17 protein-coding genes are annotated in these 17,697 nt (G+C 38.5%); 11 read left to right on the top strand and 6 right to left on the bottom strand.

Annotated features, from left to right (window positions below; all coding sequences use genetic code 11):
* Positions 1–219 precede the first annotated feature (219 nt).
* From ACVRWY_RS04770 to ACVRWY_RS04730, 9 genes are all read left to right on the top strand, one after another.
* Positions 220–486: an IreB family regulatory phosphoprotein gene (locus ACVRWY_RS04770; protein WP_354368372.1), complete on the top strand. Its 267-nt coding sequence runs from the start codon at positions 220–222 to the stop codon at positions 484–486.
* Positions 486–905 (top strand): Holliday junction resolvase RuvX, encoded by a 420-nt coding sequence (ruvX, locus tag ACVRWY_RS04765; protein WP_354368374.1) that lies wholly within the window; start codon positions 486–488, stop codon positions 903–905. The genes ACVRWY_RS04770 and ruvX overlap by 1 nt, the downstream gene beginning before the upstream one ends.
* A gap of 11 nt (positions 906–916) precedes the next feature.
* Complete coding sequence (locus tag ACVRWY_RS04760) at positions 917–1,216, top strand: DUF1292 domain-containing protein (protein ID WP_354368376.1); 300 nt, start codon at positions 917–919, stop codon at positions 1,214–1,216.
* A 240-nt stretch (positions 1,217–1,456) separates the two neighbouring features.
* On the top strand, positions 1,457–3,043 hold the full coding sequence (locus tag ACVRWY_RS04755) for a DUF2079 domain-containing protein (protein WP_354368378.1): 1,587 nt from the start codon (positions 1,457–1,459) through the stop codon (positions 3,041–3,043).
* A 96-nt stretch (positions 3,044–3,139) separates the two neighbouring features.
* Complete coding sequence (gene nrdD, locus ACVRWY_RS04750; RefSeq protein ID WP_354368380.1) at positions 3,140–5,323, top strand: anaerobic ribonucleoside-triphosphate reductase; 2,184 nt, start codon at positions 3,140–3,142, stop codon at positions 5,321–5,323.
* Between the two features lie 188 nt (positions 5,324–5,511).
* Complete coding sequence (locus tag ACVRWY_RS04745) at positions 5,512–5,661, top strand: hypothetical protein (protein ID WP_354368382.1); 150 nt, start codon at positions 5,512–5,514, stop codon at positions 5,659–5,661.
* 38 nt (positions 5,662–5,699) lie between these two features.
* Complete coding sequence (locus ACVRWY_RS04740) at positions 5,700–6,146, top strand: GNAT family N-acetyltransferase (protein ID WP_354368461.1); 447 nt, start codon at positions 5,700–5,702, stop codon at positions 6,144–6,146.
* Between the two features lie 125 nt (positions 6,147–6,271).
* Positions 6,272–6,865, top strand: a complete 594-nt coding sequence (gene nrdG, locus ACVRWY_RS04735) for an anaerobic ribonucleoside-triphosphate reductase activating protein (protein ID WP_354368384.1) — start codon at positions 6,272–6,274, stop codon at positions 6,863–6,865.
* Between the two features lie 339 nt (positions 6,866–7,204).
* Positions 7,205–8,554, top strand: coding sequence for an MATE family efflux transporter (locus tag ACVRWY_RS04730; protein WP_354368386.1), 1,350 nt, complete (start codon positions 7,205–7,207; stop codon positions 8,552–8,554).
* A 104-nt stretch (positions 8,555–8,658) separates the two neighbouring features.
* Here ACVRWY_RS04730 and yaaA read toward each other — a convergent pair whose 3' ends face one another.
* From yaaA to tgt, 4 genes are all read right to left on the bottom strand, one after another.
* Entirely contained in the window at positions 8,659–9,384 is a 726-nt protein-coding gene (gene yaaA, locus ACVRWY_RS04725; protein WP_354368388.1) for a peroxide stress protein YaaA, read from the bottom strand.
* Between the two features lie 18 nt (positions 9,385–9,402).
* On the bottom strand, positions 9,403–10,230 hold the full coding sequence (gene zupT, locus ACVRWY_RS04720) for a zinc transporter ZupT (RefSeq protein ID WP_354368390.1): 828 nt from the start codon (positions 10,228–10,230) through the stop codon (positions 9,403–9,405).
* A gap of 152 nt (positions 10,231–10,382) precedes the next feature.
* Positions 10,383–10,763 carry a hypothetical protein gene (locus ACVRWY_RS04715; protein WP_354368392.1) on the bottom strand — a complete coding sequence of 127 codons (381 nt, stop codon included), beginning with the start codon at positions 10,761–10,763 and terminating at the stop codon, positions 10,383–10,385.
* Between the two features lie 84 nt (positions 10,764–10,847).
* On the bottom strand, positions 10,848–11,993 hold the full coding sequence (gene tgt, locus ACVRWY_RS04710; RefSeq protein WP_354368394.1) for a tRNA guanosine(34) transglycosylase Tgt: 1,146 nt from the start codon (positions 11,991–11,993) through the stop codon (positions 10,848–10,850).
* Positions 11,994–12,122: 129 nt separating this feature from the next.
* Here tgt and ACVRWY_RS04705 point away from each other — a divergent pair, with 129 nt between their 5' ends.
* Positions 12,123–12,926 carry a DUF975 family protein gene (locus tag ACVRWY_RS04705; RefSeq protein WP_354368396.1) on the top strand — a complete coding sequence of 268 codons (804 nt, stop codon included), beginning with the start codon at positions 12,123–12,125 and terminating at the stop codon, positions 12,924–12,926.
* A 123-nt stretch (positions 12,927–13,049) separates the two neighbouring features.
* Here the strand turns inward: ACVRWY_RS04705 and ACVRWY_RS04700 are convergent, their stop codons facing one another.
* Positions 13,050–13,493, bottom strand: coding sequence for a CoA-binding protein (locus tag ACVRWY_RS04700; protein WP_354368398.1), 444 nt, complete (start codon positions 13,491–13,493; stop codon positions 13,050–13,052).
* Positions 13,494–13,629: 136 nt separating this feature from the next.
* Here ACVRWY_RS04700 and ACVRWY_RS04695 point away from each other — a divergent pair, with 136 nt between their 5' ends.
* On the top strand, positions 13,630–14,688 hold the full coding sequence (locus ACVRWY_RS04695; RefSeq protein WP_354368400.1) for an LLM class flavin-dependent oxidoreductase: 1,059 nt from the start codon (positions 13,630–13,632) through the stop codon (positions 14,686–14,688).
* A gap of 90 nt (positions 14,689–14,778) precedes the next feature.
* On the opposite strand, the gene polA is transcribed toward ACVRWY_RS04695, so the two are convergent.
* A complete protein-coding gene (gene polA, locus ACVRWY_RS04690; protein WP_354368402.1) occupies positions 14,779–17,415 on the bottom strand; it encodes a DNA polymerase I in 2,637 nt (878 codons plus the stop codon).
* Between the last annotated feature and the right edge of the window lie 282 nt (positions 17,416–17,697).

Below are 17,697 nucleotides of genomic sequence, written 5' to 3'. Positions count from 1 at the left end.
AAATAGCGAAGATTTTGTGATATACTAGTCATGAGAAGATTCCTTTTTGGTGAGTGGTGGTACTCTTATCATATCAGGGAATCTTCTTTTTGACTTCTAGAAGTCTCACATCTATTGTAACGCTACAATTCTAATCTTACCTTCTGTATCTGGTTCTTGTTTATTCCTTAAAAATAAGATATAATGAATGGGACTATATATTGGAAAGAGGGTGTAGAGATGGGCTTTACAGATGAAACCGTCCGCTTCAATCTAGATGATGTGAATAAAAAAGAAATTAGTGAGACTTTGACGCACGTCTATCGTTCCTTGGATGAAAAAGGATATAACCCAATTAATCAAATTGTAGGCTATGTTTTGAGCGGAGATCCAGCTTATGTCCCTCGTTACAATGATGCCAGAAATCAAATCAGAAAACATGAACGCGATGAGATTGTTGAAGAGCTTGTTCGTTACTATCTAAAAGGAAATGGAATCGATTTATAATGCGAGTAATGGGATTAGATGTTGGTTCTAAAACAGTTGGGGTAGCAATTAGTGATCCCTTGGGATTTACAGCACAGGGTCTTGAAATCATCAAAATTAATGAAGAAACGGAAGAATTTGGTTTTGAACGGTTATCAGAGCTGGTAAAAGAGTATCGTGTTGATAAGTTTGTGATTGGCTTACCCAAAAATATGAATAACACCAGCGGTCCTCGTGTTGAAGCGAGCCAAGCCTATGGTGAGAAAATTAAGGAACTTTTTCAACTTCCTGTAGATTACCAAGATGAGCGCTTAACAACTGTGCAAGCAGAGCGTATGTTGGTAGAGCAGGCGGATGTTAGCCGTGGAAAGCGTAAAAAAGTTATTGATAAGCTTGCTGCCCAACTGATTCTACAAAATTATCTAGATCGTATGTTTTAAAGGAGAAAATAATGTCACATAATCATGATCATGAACATGAAGTTATTACGTTAGTGGATGAGCAAGGAAATGAAACCTTGTTTGAAATTTTATTGACAATTGATGGTCGAGAAGAATTTGGTAAAAACTATGTTCTTTTAGTACCAGCAGGTGCAGAAGAAGATGCTAATGGTGAAATTGAGATCCAAGCTTACTCTTATACAGAAAATGAAGATGGTACAGAAGGAGATCTTCAACCTATTCCTGAAGATTCAGATGCGGAGTGGGATATGATTGAGGAAGTCTTCAATAGTTTTGTAGACGAGGATTAGTAAAAAGACTGGGCAACCAGTCTTTTTTGTCAAATAACATATCTTTTTTCGAATAAATTAGTATGAAGAAAAAATTTTTAACATTAAACGAGAAAGAACGAATATTTTTAAAAAATTATTCACGACAGTCTTTGCATCGTTTTAAAGATATTTTGTATTATCTTTATCTTTGTGAGAAATTGACTAAACACTAATTTCTGATATACTGGAAGAGATATGAAAGATAAGGAGAGGTCTGTTGTGGATCAAGAAAAACAGCAAATTCCAACAACAAGTTCAGAATATAGTCGTACGCAACGTAGTGGGAGACAGGAGAAAGTAGCTCTTTCTATGGAAGAGGCTCCCAAAACTAAAATCAAAGTCCCGTCTCAGCATAAGTTTTATATTGCTTTGATGAGCTTATTGGTGAGTACCATTAGTATTGCCCTTCCCATTTTTAGTGATTTGGCGAGTACTCAGCAATCAGAAAATCTTTATATTGGTTTTATGATGAGTCAGGGTACCTATCCCTACAGTGAGATTTATGCAAGCTCAGGGATTATTTATTATGCTTTATTGGCTCTATCTTACTTAGGAGGAACACTTCTTTTAACAATTCCTATATATTTTCTGGCACATTATATTTCGGGAATTTACATTTATAAGCTAATGTCTTATTTGACACTTAGAGATAGTGCAACGATAGCCTTAACCAGTTTTTTCTATGTGCTTTTAGCAACTTTTGGCTTTGGGGGTCTTTATGCAAGTCAGTTAGCCCTTCCTTTTATCTTAGTTTCAATTTGGTTTTTGTTGCGTTATTTTAAACAAGAAATTCCAGATGAGACCTTTATTATTTATGGCTTGACGGGGGCTATTGCTATTTTAATTGAGCCAAGATCCTTAATTTTTTGGCTGTTATCAGTTATCTTTATTGGCATTTATAATTTAAGAAATAAACATATGGCGAGAGGCTTTTATCAATTGTTATGTGTTTTATTTGGAAACTTATTTGTCTTTTATATTGCAGGCTACTTTGTATTGAATATGCAGTCTGTCTCAGCTTATTTAGCGCAAACAGGGTGGAATAATTTTATTCAACCAGCCTTATCTGATGGTAATTGGCTGATCACCATTGCTTTACAAGTGTTAATTGTATTTTCTTCAGGCTTGATTTTTTGGGGACTTAAATCCTTAATTTCTTTAAAATCCTTTAAAGAAGACAAATGGTTTTGCTACCTTATGCTATGTAGTTCCGTTTGTTATCTGATTTATGCTATTTTTTCTCGAACTTATGACTTATCTCAGTTAATTTTATTTTTACCTTTTGGTCTTGTTCTATCAGCCCCTTATCTTAATGAGGCTTATGAGGTGGTTAATAAGAAACAAAGACGTAGTCATCGTGTGACTAAAACATCAAGAAGCTTTTTTACTTTTATTTTTAAATCTTTTTATTATTTGCCCGTTGTTATGGTGATTTATGCTATGGCTGCTCCTGTTGTGTCTTATGCTTCATCTTATCGGATGTCAACAGAGCGTGATCTTATTGCAACTTATCTAAAAAAAGAGGTCGGTAAAGATGATACGATATATGTCTGGGACTCGCAAGCAACGGTTTATATAAAGAGTCAAACTAGCTCAAGTAGTCTTTACCCCCTACCTTTTTTGGCAGCGCGTCAATCGTCGTATCAGAAGGAATTAGAAGACAATCTGTTATCTGACAAAGCCACTTATGTGATTCAAAATAAAAAAATGGCATTATCAGATGCTGTTAAACAAAATTTAGCAAAAAATTATGAAAAAATTTCTCTTGATCAGGTTGAGGGATTTGTTGTCTATAAACTCAAGTAAATCAATATCTTGTGGGTGTTTATTCAAAAAACCACAAGATATTGATTTTTTTCTTTGTTATGATATAATAAAAACGTTGTTAAAGGAGGAGAAATAATGCCAGTACTTAGTGAACATGATGTTACAAATCGTTTTGATATGGTGGTCATCAAACGTGATGGGCGTAAGGTGGGACTGGATGGAGATAAAATCTATCAAGCCCTTCTTAAGGCAGCTCAAAAGCTTGCTCCTATAACCCCAATCATGGAATCTAAGTTAGAGAGTATCACGAATGCTGTCTTGGCTGAGATTTTTGACCGCTTTACAGTAGATGTGAATATCTATGAGATTCAAAATATTGTGGAGCATGAACTACTACAAGCTAATGAATATGATCTTGCAGAGGAATATATTCGTTACCGTACACAACGTGACTTTGACCGAGCTCAAGCAACGGATATTAATTTTAGCATCGGTAAGTTAATCAATAAAGATAGTGCGGTGGTTAATGAAAACGCGAATAAGGACAGTGATGTTTTTAATACACAGCGTGATTTGACCGCAGGTATTGTTGGTAAATCTATAGGTCTTAAGATGTTGCCTGCTCATGTGGCCAATGCACATCAAAAAGGTGAGATTCACTATCATGATTTGGACTATAGCCCTTATACTCCTATGACAAATTGTTGTTTAATTGATTTTAAGGGAATGCTAGCTAATGGCTTTAAAATTGGTAACGCAGAGGTAGAGAGTCCAAAATCTATTCAGACGGCAACTGCTCAAATCTCACAGATTATTGCGAATGTAGCCTCTAGCCAGTATGGTGGCTGTTCAGCAGATCGTATTGATGAAGTGTTGGCTCCTTATGCGGAGTTGAACTACCATAAGCACCTAAATGACGCTAAAGAATGGGTGATGCCAGAAAAGCATGAGGCCTATGCGCGTGAAAAGACTAAAAAAGACATTTATGATGCCATGCAGAGTTTGGAGTATGAAATTAATACTCTGTTCACATCAAATGGACAAACGCCATTTACTTCTTTAGGATTTGGCTTGGGGACATCTTGGTTTGAACGTGAAATTCAAAAGGCCATTTTAACCATTCGTATTAAGGGCTTAGGAAGTGAAAATCGGACGGCTATTTTTCCTAAGTTGATTTTTACCGTAAAGCGTGGCTTGAACTTAGAGGTTGGCTCTCCTAATTATGATATTAAGCAGTTAGCAGTAGAATGTGCCACTAAGCGTATGTATCCTGATATGCTGTCTTATGATAAGATTGTTGAATTAACAGGTTCTTTTAAGGTGCCTATGGGCTGTCGGTCTTTCTTACAAGGTTGGAAGGATGAAACAGGACAGGATGTCACATCTGGTCGGATGAATCTTGGTGTGGTAACGGTTAATCTGCCACGGATAGCACTTGAATCTGCAGGAAACAAGGAAAAATTTTGGGAGATTTTTTCAGAACGTATGGGTATAGCAAAAGATGCCCTAGTGTATCGCGTAGAGCGTGTCAAAGAAGCGACACCAAGCAATGCGCCTATCCTCTACCAATATGGTGCTTTTGGTAAGCGTTTGAGAAAAGAAGATCAAGTGGATCAGGTTTTTAAAAATCGTCGTGCTACAGTGTCATTAGGCTACATTGGTCTTTATGAGGTTGCGACCGTCTTTTATGGTGGACAGTGGGAGGACAAGCCAGAAGCTAAGGCATTTACTCTTGACATTATTAAAAAAATGAAGGCATTGACAGAGGATTGGTCTGACCAATATGGCTATCATTTCTCTGTTTATTCAACCCCCTCAGAGAGCTTAACAGATCGTTTTTGCCGTATAGATACTGAGAAATTTGGAATAGTTGACGATATTACAGACAAGGAATACTACACTAATAGTTTCCATTACGATGTGAGAAAAAATCCAACACCTTTTGAAAAGTTAGACTTTGAGAAGGATTATCCAGAAACCGGAGCAAGCGGTGGTTTTATTCATTACTGTGAGTATCCTGTGCTACAACAAAATCCAAAAGCTCTAGAAGCGGTATGGGATTATGCTTATGATAGGGTAGGATACTTGGGAACAAATACGCCTATTGATCACTGTTATGCTTGTGATTTTGAAGGGGATTTTGAACCAACAGAGCGTGGATTTAAGTGTCCTAATTGTGGCAACAGCGATCCTAAGACGGTTGATGTGGTGAAGCGGACTTGTGGTTATCTAGGAAATCCGCAAGCGCGTCCAATGGTGAATGGCCGTCATAAAGAAATCACCGCGCGTGTGAAACATATGAACGGCTCTAGTTTGTAAGAATGAGGAGTGGACCCATTTCATCTTAAACCTTTTTACCTCATAGGCTTAGGGTCAAATAATTCTCCAAACTGTTTCACTCCACGACCCAACTGCTACAATAAGATGTTAATACGAACGTTGAGAAGTAGTGCTGGGCTTTTTATCCAGCCTCCTTTTATAAATAAAAATAGAAAAGAGAAATCATAATGGGAAAATATCAATTAGATGATAAAGGAAAAGCACAGGTAGCTCGCTATCATGAAAAGTACTCGAAGGGAGGAAATAATAAAAAAGATCGCGTAGCTAGTTTACGGGAACAATTTTTGAAAAAAACTGTAAAAAAGTCATCAGTTTAAGACGGCCAGCTTTGGAGGATAAAAAGGCCATCCTTGAGATGATTGCAGAGTTCAACCAAGATGGCTCTGCTATGGATGGTGGCCATTATCCGAAGGATTTGGCCTATGAAGAATGGTTAGAACAGAATCTCTCAAATGAGATGGGATTAGATTTACCTGACGGTTATGTCCCTGCGATTCAGTACGTTTCTTTTGATCAGACTGGTAAGCCGCTTGGGTTTTTACATTTACGATTACGGTTAAATGATTTTTTATTGCAAAAAGGTGGACATATCGGATATTCTATTCGTCCGAGTGAGCGAAAAAAAGGATATGCCAAAAAGCAATTACAACTGGGTTTAATAGAGGCAACCCATAAGAATATTAAGCGTGTGTTAGTGACCTGCCATGAGCAAAATGAGGCCAGTCGTCGTACGATTTTGGCTTGTGGGGGTGAGCTAGAGGATTGCCGTGAGCAAACAGAACGTTATTGGATTGAGCTCTAGCCTGATAACACTAACCATGAAAGGAAGCAAAGAGAGTTTAGGTTAAGGCTTAGAGATGGATAGAAATCTTCATAACTAGGCAAGTAATGGGACTTAATCTAGCTCTGATGACTCTAGGAGTTGATATGAATAATCCAAAACCACAAGAGTGGAAAAGTGAGGAGCTGAGCCAAGGGCGTATCATTGATTACAAGGCTTTTAATTTTGTTGATGGTGAAGGGGTGCGGAACTCTCTTTATGTGAGTGGTTGTTTATTTCACTGTGAGGGCTGTTATAATGTTGCAACGTGGTCCTTTAAAGCAGGGCAACCTTATACAATGGAGTTGGAGGAGAAGATTATGACCGATCTTGCTCAACCTTATGTTCAAGGCTTAACCCTTTTAGGAGGAGAACCTTTTTTAAATACAGGAATTTTATTGCCCTTGGTGAAGCGCATCAAGACAGAATTACCCAATAAGGATATTTGGTCTTGGACAGGCTATACTTGGGAAGAGATGTTGCTAGAAACAGACGATAAGCTAGAGTTATTATCTTATATTGATATTTTAGTAGATGGACGTTATGATCGTACGAAGCGCAATTTAATGCTCCAGTTTAGAGGCTCATCTAATCAGCGAATTATTGATGTTAAACGTTCTTTAGCGACAGGACAGGTTGTTATCTGGGACAAGCTTAATGATGGGAAAGAGAGCTTTGAGCCTGCTAGACGCGAGCAATAACACTTTTCTTTCTCTGATAAGATAATAATCGAAAAAAAAATATCATCTTATCAGAGTGAGAAGGAGAAAGCACTCAGCCCATCAAAAACAAGTTCATCAATCAGTTCTAGTTTTAAGTGGTTAGGTGAAAGCAGAACGATCTTGCTGATTTCAGCTGTCTGGGAGATAGTTGCAGAGATCAAGTTTGAAGTGAAAAATATAAATTGAGAAATCTTATCTCCAATCTTTAATAAGTCCACTGGACTATTAAACCCAATCCACCACTGCCACTGAGATGTTGACACAACGTCTGATCATGAGTATCAGTAGTTGTGTCCAATTTTATTTTTAGGGAGAATGATGTACACGACAGAAAGTATTAGGCAAAAACTTGTTTTATTTTTTAAGATTTTTTTACCGATTTTAGTCTATCAGTTGGCTAATTATTCAACAGCTTTTATTGATACGATGATGACAGGGCGTTATGCGACGTCGCACTTAGCAGGTGTTTCTATTGGTGGCTCTATTTGGACACCGATTTTAACGCTATTGACAGGTATTGCTTCAGTACTTGTTCCAATTGTGGGACAAGACTTTGGAAGTGGAAAAAAAGAAAAGATTAAGAAAGATTTCTATCAGTTTATCTATCTTGCCTTAGGATTATCGCTTGTCACACTTGTTTTAGGAGGACTTTTCTTAAAACCTCTTTTATCCTTGCTAGGTCTAGAATCTTTAGTAGAAGAAGTGGCTTTTACTTATCTTACTTACCTTGCTTTAGGGATTCTTCCTTTTTTATTATTTACCGTTTGTCGCTCCTTTATGGATGCTCTTGGGCTGACGCGTCTTTCCATGTATTTGATGCTATTAATTGTCCCTTTTAATGCTGGATTGAATTATTTATTTATCTATGGTCAGTTTGGTTTTCCAAAGTTAGGAGGAGCAGGAGCAGGTTTAGGGACAGCTCTAGCTTATTGGTTTTTATTGGGTGTAACGGTCTTGGTATTAAGGTACCATCCTGACTTAAGAGGCTATGATCTGCAGGAAAAAGAGTCTTTTGACTGGCAAGCTTGTCGTTCAGCCTTACGTTTAGGGCTTCCAATTGGAGGGATGAGTTTTGCAGAGGTTGGTTTTTTTGCGATTGTCGCAATTTTTATGTCGAAATTTTCAACAGAAGTGATAGCGGCTCACCAAGCTGCTATCAATTTTGCCAGTTTGATGTATGCTTTTCCCCTATCTAATTCAATGGCTTTGGCTATTATGGTTTCCTTTGAGGTCGGAGCTAAGCGGTATGACCATGCTCGTACTTATACGCGATTAGGTCTTTTGGCTGGATTGGCTTTTGTTGTGTGCACCTTAACTTTTTTATATTTTAATCGTGCAGGTATTGCAGCTCTTTATGGAAAAGATCCTGACTTTATCCATTTGGTAACGCGATTTTTGACGTATAGTTTATTATTTCAGCTATCAGATGCCCTATCAGCACCTATACAAGGCATTTTACGAGGTTATAAGGATACGCGTATTCCTTTTGTGATTTGTGTTGTTAGCTATTGGGCACTTTGCATTCCTTTTGGTTTGCTACTGGATAGATGGACGGACCTTGGGCCTTATGCGTACTGGATTGGGTTAATTCTAGGTTTATTGACGTGCGGGCTTGGTCTAGGTTTGCGCCTTTTATATGTTGAAAAACAAGAGATTGCCCCTGCTTAGTGATAGAAGAGGTTAAGCAAAAATACTACTTATAACAATCAAAAATAGCTTAGAATCAACATTTCTCATGATGTGATTCTAAGCTATTTCTATTTTTCAGTCTTTTATGTGATTGATTTGATGTAAACAAGGTGTTGTGCATCCGATTGATCTTCTTGATAGGTAAAACCAGAAAAGGTTAAGGTTTTTAATTGCTCGGGCTCTGTAATCTTATTTTGAATGATCTGAGTAATCAGTTGTCCTCTTGCTTTTTTTGAAATGGTAGAGTGTTTTTTGAGTTGACCATTTTTTTCTTCAAAAAAGCTGACGCGAATCAATTTTTTTCGGATAGGACTAGAGAAAACCTCTTCAAACTCACTAGAAAGAAGGGATAAGATAGGTTCCGTATCTGAAACAAAGGCATCGAAGCTCCCTCGCCAAAATTGTTTTAAGGTTTTTCCATCTACCTTAAGAGGATTAAGGAAGTCTAGTCGGTGTTCTGCGATAGGCTCAAGAGCATTGATGATGCCGTAAAAGGAAGAGGTGATAAAAATAGATCTGTGGATAAATGCTAGATTTTCAGGAGTTGGCTCAAAAGCAATTTGCCGATACATTAGGCCATTAAAAAGCTCCAATGCAGGATAAGTCAAGGCAGATCCCTTGACCATGGCTTGCCAACGTTCCATCTCTTTTTGAGCAGCAGTTTCTTTTAAATGATATAGTTGTTGCAAATCAGAAACGTCACAACCCTGTAGTGCCTCTAAGACAGCTTGACTGGCTTTGGAAAGAGGCTGGGAGGAAAGAGGAGTTCCTGTCTTCATTTCTTTTGCAGTTGGAATTAGAATTTTCATAAAGCACCTGTGGATAAGTTAAATAAAGAGAAGAAGGCTGATAGCCATGATGATCATACCTGCAATCAGTCCATAAATGGATAAATGATGCTCACCGTACTCATGGGCGGCAGGAAGTAGTTCGTCTAGAGAGATGAAAACCATGATCCCAGCTACGCTTGAGAAAATCATGCCATAAACGACATCGTTCATAATAGGCATGAGGAGAAACCATCCGACAAGAGCTCCGATAGGCTCTGCTAAGCCAGACAAAAAAGAATAGGTAAAGGCAACTTTTTTTGAACCAGTTGCCTGATAGATAGGAACAGAAACAGCTATTCCCTCTGGGATATTATGAATGGCGATGGCGACGACAATAGGAATGGCAATGCTAGGATCTTGCATGGCAGAAATAAAAGTGGCCAGGCCTTCAGGAAAGTTATGGATTCCAATTGCTAGAGCGGTCATTAAGCCCATACGCATTAGCTTTTTAGGGCGTTGTATGTGTTCTTTAGCTTCTGTGAGGCTATCTTTTTGTTCTTCCTTGAGATGTTTGATTTCATGAGGGTTTTCATCTGATGGGATAAGTTTATCGATGAGAGCGATGAGAAAGATGCCTAGGAAAAAAGCTATGGCATTTAACCAAGCTCCGCCTTTTTCGCCCAATTCTTTAACGAGAATGCTCTGAGCTGTTGGAAAAATCTCAATAAGAGAGACATAGATCATGACCCCTGCGGAGAAACCAAGGCTAACAGATAGAAATTTTTTATTGGTATCTTTGGCTAAAAAGGCAATAAGACTACCAATACCAGTACTCAAACCTGCAATAGCCGTCAATGCAAAGGCAATAAAGAAGTTAGTATTCATAGGAAATTCCTACGCTTTCTAAATATAGAATGATATGAATTTTATTATAGTATGTTTGAAGTAAATAGACAAGATAATAAAAATGGTCAAAACCTTAGTCATTTTCTTGATAAATAAAAAAGCCGAAGACTTTCAGGTCAGGCTTTTAGATGTTAAAATGTCCAGATAGATTGATCTAGTAAATCTTGAACAAAAATACAAGTTAGTTGAATTTGTTGACTAACTTTTTTTGAGATAGTAACAGATCTTCCCGTAAGTGCTTGATTTGTTTTTTGGTAACCTGCTTTATAAAGAATTTCTCCCTTTGCTATCTCAAAAACATAGACAGATTTTTTATCAGTTGTAAGAGCAAGGAGGACAGTATTGTAAGAAGTAGACATAACTTCAATATAGATTGAAGGAGCATCCCAAATTTCTTTTAATTTTTGTCGGTTATGAGCTCGGTCTAATAGTGCTGATTTTAACCATCGACTGATATAGTTATTAAATGCCATAGTCTTACTTCTTTCTACTACTGTAATATCTTGTTTCATATTATATCATGAATTGAATAAAAAACATCTCAATTATAGATTGTAATATCCTAGTTTTTTGAGACGTTTTTGATACAGAATGGGTTAGAAATTGCGATTTGAGCGATTATAGCCGTATTTTTCAAGGAAATCTTGTCGGAATTCCAACAGATTGTCATCCATGATGGCTTGACGGACTTTTTTCATCAGATTAACTAAGAAATAAAGGTTATGATAGCTAGTTAGGCGAATACCGAAGGTCTCATCTGCCTTGAGCAAGTGGCGGATATAAGCTCTAGTGTAGTTTTGACAAGTGTAGCAGTCACACTCTGGATCTAGTGGTGTAAAGTCTTCTGCAAACTGGGCATTTTTAACAACGAGTCGTCCTTGGCTGGTCATACACGTTCCGTTACGAGCGATACGAGTTGGTAAGACGCAATCAAACATGTCAACGCCACGAATAACCGCATCAATTAAGCTGTCTGGCGCTCCAACCCCCATAAGATAACGAGGTTTGTTTTCAGGTAAGAGTGGGGTTGTAAAGTCAAGAACAGCATTCATCTCATCATGCGTTTCTCCCACAGCTAATCCTCCGATAGAGTAACCTGGAAAGTCCATGCTAACCAGATCTTGCGCAGATTGACGACGAAGGTCTTCAAAACCAGCCCCTTGAACAATTCCAAAAAGTCCTTGATCATGTGGGCGACGGTGAGCTTTTAGCCCACGCTCTGCCCAACGACTCGTCCGTTCGATAGAGTTTTTGACATAGTCATAAGGTTGGTAAAACTGTGGACACTCATCAAAGCTCATCATGATATCAGACCCTAGATTATTTTGGATAGAGATCGCTTTTTCTGGTGATAGGAACATCTTAGAACCGTTGAGGTGGTTTTTAAAGGTCACCCCTTCCTCACTGATGTTGCGTGTATCAGCTAAAGAATAAACCTGAAAACCACCAGAATCCGTTAGAATAGGCTGATCCCAGTTCATAAATTTATGGAGCCCACCAGCACGGGCAATCAACTCATCCCCAGGGCGTAACCATAGGTGGTAGGTATTTGCCAAGATAATCCCTGAGCCCATTTCTTTAAGCTCTTCAGGGCTTTGGGTTTTAACGGTAGCTTGCGTCCCAACTGGCATAAACATAGGGGTTGGGAAAGTGCCATGTGGGGTGATAATCTCACCCAAACGTGCACCAGTGTGTTTTTCTTTTTTGATTAAACGATATTTAATCGGTGAATCAGTTGTCATTTTTTCTCCTTTGCTGTCAGAAAATACAGTTCTGAGCGTTTTAGCCCTACAATTTTATCAAAAAAAAAGCTCTTTGTCATTAAGTCGACTTATCATCTCCTATGTTATAATAGACATTAGGAGGTTTTTATGTCCTTAAAACAAATGCGTCAAGTTGCTAGGCTTCATCTAGCACAATTGAAAGGAAGATACTTATTTTTTCTACTACCAATTTTACTCATCTTTGTTAGTTCTAGTATTAGCTATCGTCAAGAGATCCAGACACAGCTAGACTGGGATTGGTCAGACACAGTATTTCCTATCTTGGTTAATCTTTTAAATATGGGAATAACGCTTTCTGTTATCATGAGTTTGGTCTATAGTCTAAGAGGAAAAAAAGAGCGTCTTACTTTAGCAGATGCTGTGATGATTTTTGATAACCATACCATTTTTAAGGTCATCTGGCTGGCTATTGTTCGCCTTATTTTCTTACTACCTTGGTTGTTTTTTACCATAATGGGAACGATGATCAACACTGTTGGGATTCCTGCCCTGAGTGAAATTGTCATCTATTCTCAGGACATTTGGTCACAACTTCAAACTTGGATAGCTCTCGCTTTGGTGCTGGTTGGTCTGGGTTTACAACTATTTGGAATAGTGCTGTTCGTGATAAAATGTTTTGCCTACTCTCAAGCAGAATACGTCTTATTGGATGCTTTATCAGATGGAAGCTATGAGAATGCCTCAAAAATCTTATCTGAGAGTCAAGATTTGATGAGAAAGCAGAAGTTTAAATTTTTCCGACTTCATTTGAGTTTTTTAGGCTGGTATCTACTGGTTTTGATTACTTTTGGATTTGCTATTATTTATGTTTTACCTTATTACCTTACCGCACGGGCTGTTTTTTATCATGAATTAAGAAAAAGGCTGGGTAAAAAGCCCAGCACGACTTGATCAAGGTTAGCCTAAGTATTTCAGAGCGGTGGTTAGTTGGCAGATTTGTTCGTGTTTGACACTTCAAATCTAATCGATCACTGCACAGGGGCTGGGAGATAAACTCTTCTTTGAATGGTTGAGTTACTTCCCGTCCCTTTTTGCTAGATTGGCATGTTCAATTTTCAAGCACTTATTCATGACAATAGCAGTACGGTTGGCTTTCGTTAAGATGTTTTCGGCTTCTTGGCTTTCTAAGCCTAGCTGCGCCCAAAAGATATCTGCATCGGTTTCTAAAAAATCTTGTGCGACATCAGCTAAAAACTCACTACGTCTAAAAACATCAACGATGTCAATATGGATAGGAACATCTTGTAGTTTAGCGTAAGCTTTTTCTTCCAAAATCTCAGATCCAGCTAATTTAGGATTGATGGGAATAATGGTGTAGCCAACTTCTTTTAAATAAGCAGCCACACGATAAGCAGCGGTGTCTGTACGGTCAGATAAGCCGACAATAGCAATGGTTTGAGCATTTTTAAGATAATGATCAATGATGGGTTGACTAGGGTTGATAAAATGATATGTCATAGGAGACCTCCTTTTCTCATATTTTAGCATATTTTGAAAGGGATTTCATTTTCTGTAATCAAATGGGCTAATTTTTTGACGGCTAGTCTTTTTTAGGGTATATTATCACTAATTAGTGATGTATAAGAGGTAGAAAATGGAATCATTTCGTATTCAACAGGATAAAACTGGCTTGGAGTTTGGTTTATATTCTTTAGGGGATCATATGCCAGATAGTGTTAGTGGGAAAGGCATTTCAGCCCAAGAGCGCTTAGATCAGATTATCTCGGCAGCCCAGTTGGCTGAAGAGGCAGGGTTTGATTTTTTCAGTATTGGGGAGAGTCATCAGAAGTATTTTGTGGGGCAAGCCCATGCCGTTATTTTAGGGGCTATTGCCCAAGCTACCAAAACTATTAAAATTGGCTCTGCTGCAACCATCTTATCAACTTCAGATCCTGTTCGTGTTTATGAAAATTTTGCTACCATAGACCTTCTTTCTCATGGACGGGCTGAAATCATAGCTGGACGAGCTTCTCGTACAGGTTTGTTTGATTTGTTAGGTTATGATACAAAGGATTATGAAGCCTTATTTGAAGAAAAATTTGATCTTCTTTTGCAGCTTAATGCAACAGAACGTCTCACTTGGCAAGGAGAGTATCGCGCTTCTTTAGACAATGCCTTAATTCTTCCACGTCCCGCTCAAGGTAAGCTTCCTATTTGGCGTGCTGTTGGAGGACAAAAACCAAGTGCCATCAAGGCAGGTCAACAGGGAGTGCCAATGGCTTTGGCCATGCTGGGTGGTCATATCAAGCATTATCAATATGTTATTGAAGCTTATAGAGAAGCCCTTGTAGAAGCAGGTTATCAGCCAGAGCAAATCCCTTTAGCGACGACAGGATTATGTTATGTTGCGGAGACGACGCAGCAAGCAATGAAGGAGTTTTATCCTTATGTTGATGAAGGGATGCGTAAGGCTAATGGGACAGGTTGGGCGAAAGAGGCTTTCGCACAAAGCTCTGATTTAACTAATGTCATGGTCTTAGGAAGTTCACAAGAAGTTATTGAAAAATTACTTTATCAAGCAGAGACTTTTGGTCATCAACGTTACATGGCTCAGATTGATTTTGGAGGAATGCCTTTTAAACAGGTGATGAAAACGATTGATAAACTGGGCTCCATCGTCATGCCTGCTGTTAAAAAATATACTAAAAAATAAAAGAGTTAGTAGCCCTTATCATTTGTTTTAAGGGCTACTAACTCAGGGTTAAGAAGTTGGACGCTATGCCAGCTTTTTTTTATGATGATTTTACTTGGCTTCGTACCAATTAGCCCCACTATTGCTGTCAACAATAAGAGGAACAGATAGTGAGATGGCAGATTCCATCGTGTCTTTGACTAATTTTTGAACAGCTTCTAACTCCTGTTTTGGGACTTCAAGAACGATTTCATCGTGTACTTGTAGGAGCATGCGTGCTTGATAACCTGCTTTTTCTAATTCTTGATCTAATTGAATCATCGCAATTTTTAGGATATCTGCGGCAGACCCTTGGATTGGGGAGTTGATAGCTGTTCTCTCTGCAAAGCTACGCACGTTAAAGTTGCGGGAGTTGATATCTGGCAATTCTCTGCGTCGGTTAAAGATCGTCTCAACATAGCCTTTGTCTTTGGCTTCGCGTACGACAGTTTCCATGTAATTTTTGATACCAGGATAACGTTCAAAATAAGTTTCGATGTAGTCTTTAGCTGCTTTTCTGGTGATACCTAGGTTATTAGCTAAGCCAAAGTCAGAAATGCCATACACTACACCAAAGTTAACGGCTTTAGCATTTCGACGGTCATTTGAGGTGACATCTTCTGGCTTATCAATACCAAAGACACGCATGGCAGTTGAGGTATGAATATCTGCCCCATGCTTGAAGGCTTCGATGAGGTGCTCATCTTGAGAGATGTGAGCTAACACCCGTAACTCAATTTGTGAATAGTCTGAACTTAATAAAACACTGTCTTCCATACTTGGTAGAAAGGCTTTACGAATCATACGTCCTTGTTCTAGGCGAACAGGAATATTTTGTAAGTTAGGATCAATGGAAGATAATCTTCCTGTTTGGGTTAAATCCTGCACATATCGGGTATGGATCTTACCATCCTCTAAGATGTAATCTTGTAAGCCAATAATATAGGTTGACTGGAGTTTGGTAATCTGGCGATAGTCTAAAATTTTAGCAACAATAGGCGCTTCAGAGGCTAGACGTTCTAAGACGTCAACGGCTGTTGAGTAGCCTGTTTTAGTTTTTTTAGTGGCTGATAAAGGGAGAGCCATTTTTTCAAAAAGAATGGTGCCTAGTTGTTTTGGTGAATTGATGTTAAACTCTTCTCCAGCCAAGTCATAGATTTCTTGAGTGAGGTTGTCAATGACAACTTGGTTTTCCACCTGCATGGCTTGCAAGGTTTCACGTTGAACCTTGATTCCTGCGATTTCCATTTTTGCTAAGACATTAGCGAGTGGCAATTCCATGTCAAAGAGGAGCTCTAGCTGATGGTTTTGTTCCAGTGCTTGTCGCATAGGTTCTTCTGTTTCAATCAAGACTTGTAATTTTTTGGCAAGATGGCTCAAAAGCTCAGCTTTTTCAGGAATAGCACGTTTAACGCCTTTACCATAAATTTCAATGTCATCAGCCAGAGGGGTTTGCCCATAAAGCTTAGAAATAGTAGAGATGGCATTGTCTTCAACGGTTGAGAGAAGATACTTAGCAAGACGGCTATCAAAAAGGCTGGTTGGCATGGTGATGCCATAGTGGCTGAGAAGAACCTTGCTGCGTTTAAAGTCATAAGTTTTAACAGGTTTTTCTAAGGCAGCCTTAAAAAGAGGGTGCGTCAGTAGTTGGCGATTGGTGGAAACATAAATATTTTCTTGATTTCCCCAAGCAAATCCAATAATATCTTCTAGGTGGTAATTATCGTTAAAAATCTCAAAATGGAAAAATTGATTTTCGCTAAAGTGTTCAGGCTGTAATTCGGTTACTTCTGTATAGGAGATCTCGACTTCTTTTTGACCAGCGCCACCTAATCCAGCTTTTAATTGCTTGAAGTCCATTTCATCATAAAAAGCAGAGAGTACCTCAAGGTTTGGTCCCTGGTAGATGATGTCATCAAGTCCGATGGTGATAGGAGCTTTGGTGTCAATAGTCGCAAGAGTTTTTGAGAGAAAGGCTTGTTCTTTATCATTGATCAAATTTTCCTTCATTTTAGAAGCCTTCATATGCTCAATATTTTCATAGATGCCTTCTAGACTGCCATGTTCTAGAAGTAGTTTTAACCCTGTTTTTTCTCCAATCTTGGTGACACCAGGGATATTATCTGACTTATCTCCCATGAGAGCTTTTAAGTCAATAAATTGGCTAGGGGTAATTCCCATTTTTTCCATTAGATAAGCAGGTGTAAACTCCTCAAACTCTGCCACTCCTTTTTTAGAAATTTCAACAACAGTATTTTGATCAGTCAGCTGGATTAAATCTTTATCCCCACTGACAATAGTCACCTCAAATGGTGTTGTTGTGCGTTCAGCCATTTTGTCTAGCGTCCCAATGATATCGTCAGCTTCGTAATTTTCAAGGTCATAATATTTGATACCTAAAGCGGTCAGCATTTCTCGAATGTAGGGAAATTGCTCACGAAATTCATTAGGTGTTTTGGCGCGTCCAGCCTTATAGTCTGCAAACATTTCTGTCCTAAAGGTAGTTTTTCCTGCATCAAATGCGACAAGGACATGTGTCGGCTCAATGCGTTTCATCATGTGATCCAACATGAGATGGAAGCCGTAAATAGCGTTGGTGTGAAGCCCACTCTTGTTTTTAAAACGATCAATTTGATTGTAAAGGGCAAAAAAGGCACGAAAGGCTACAGATGAGCCATCAATTAAAAGTAATTTATTCTTGTTAGTCATGTTTCTATTATAGCATAGAATGGATAGACAGGCTTTGAGAAGCTTTGCTGGCCTAAAAACGTTACGATGTAAAAAGAGGTTGGGAGAGTTTCCCAACCTCAGAGTCTTATTTTGAAATAAAAAAAAGCTGTATTGGTACCGATGATTCACGTTTTGTATTGAACCCGCGACGTACATAGCAGGTGGGCAACTCGCTCCAACTGAAGCTGCTTCCGTGTGAGACGGCTTGCGAGCTGTTGGATGTCTTCGTTTCCCGAAAAATACAAAAAATAGTCGGTCAAC

The organism is Streptococcus porcorum (assembly GCF_053203725.1).
The sequence above is the reverse complement of the archived record's forward strand: the minus strand, read 5'-3'. Positions and strand labels throughout refer to the sequence as shown.

Excerpts from the sequence above, each read along its gene's own strand:
- ACVRWY_RS04770 (WP_354368372.1), top strand. The coding sequence starts at position 220 with ATGGGCTTTACAGATGAAACCGTCCGCTTCAATCTAGATGATGTGAAT.
- ruvX (WP_354368374.1), top strand. The coding sequence starts at position 486 with ATGCGAGTAATGGGATTAGATGTTGGTTCTAAAACAGTTGGGGTAGCA.
- ACVRWY_RS04760 (WP_354368376.1), top strand. The coding sequence starts at position 917 with ATGTCACATAATCATGATCATGAACATGAAGTTATTACGTTAGTGGAT.
- nrdD (WP_354368380.1), top strand. The coding sequence starts at position 3,140 with ATGCCAGTACTTAGTGAACATGATGTTACAAATCGTTTTGATATGGTG.
- ACVRWY_RS04745 (WP_354368382.1), top strand. The coding sequence starts at position 5,512 with ATGGGAAAATATCAATTAGATGATAAAGGAAAAGCACAGGTAGCTCGC.
- ACVRWY_RS04740 (WP_354368461.1), top strand. The coding sequence starts at position 5,700 with ATGATTGCAGAGTTCAACCAAGATGGCTCTGCTATGGATGGTGGCCAT.
- nrdG (WP_354368384.1), top strand. The coding sequence starts at position 6,272 with ATGAATAATCCAAAACCACAAGAGTGGAAAAGTGAGGAGCTGAGCCAA.
- ACVRWY_RS04730 (WP_354368386.1), top strand. The coding sequence starts at position 7,205 with ATGTACACGACAGAAAGTATTAGGCAAAAACTTGTTTTATTTTTTAAG.
- yaaA (WP_354368388.1), bottom strand. The coding sequence starts at position 9,384 with ATGAAAATTCTAATTCCAACTGCAAAAGAAATGAAGACAGGAACTCCT.
- zupT (WP_354368390.1), bottom strand. The coding sequence starts at position 10,230 with ATGAATACTAACTTCTTTATTGCCTTTGCATTGACGGCTATTGCAGGT.
- ACVRWY_RS04715 (WP_354368392.1), bottom strand. The coding sequence starts at position 10,763 with ATGAAACAAGATATTACAGTAGTAGAAAGAAGTAAGACTATGGCATTT.
- tgt (WP_354368394.1), bottom strand. The coding sequence starts at position 11,993 with ATGACAACTGATTCACCGATTAAATATCGTTTAATCAAAAAAGAAAAA.
- ACVRWY_RS04705 (WP_354368396.1), top strand. The coding sequence starts at position 12,123 with ATGTCCTTAAAACAAATGCGTCAAGTTGCTAGGCTTCATCTAGCACAA.
- ACVRWY_RS04700 (WP_354368398.1), bottom strand. The coding sequence starts at position 13,493 with ATGACATATCATTTTATCAACCCTAGTCAACCCATCATTGATCATTAT.
- ACVRWY_RS04695 (WP_354368400.1), top strand. The coding sequence starts at position 13,630 with ATGGAATCATTTCGTATTCAACAGGATAAAACTGGCTTGGAGTTTGGT.
- polA (WP_354368402.1), bottom strand. The coding sequence starts at position 17,415 with ATGACTAACAAGAATAAATTACTTTTAATTGATGGCTCATCTGTAGCC.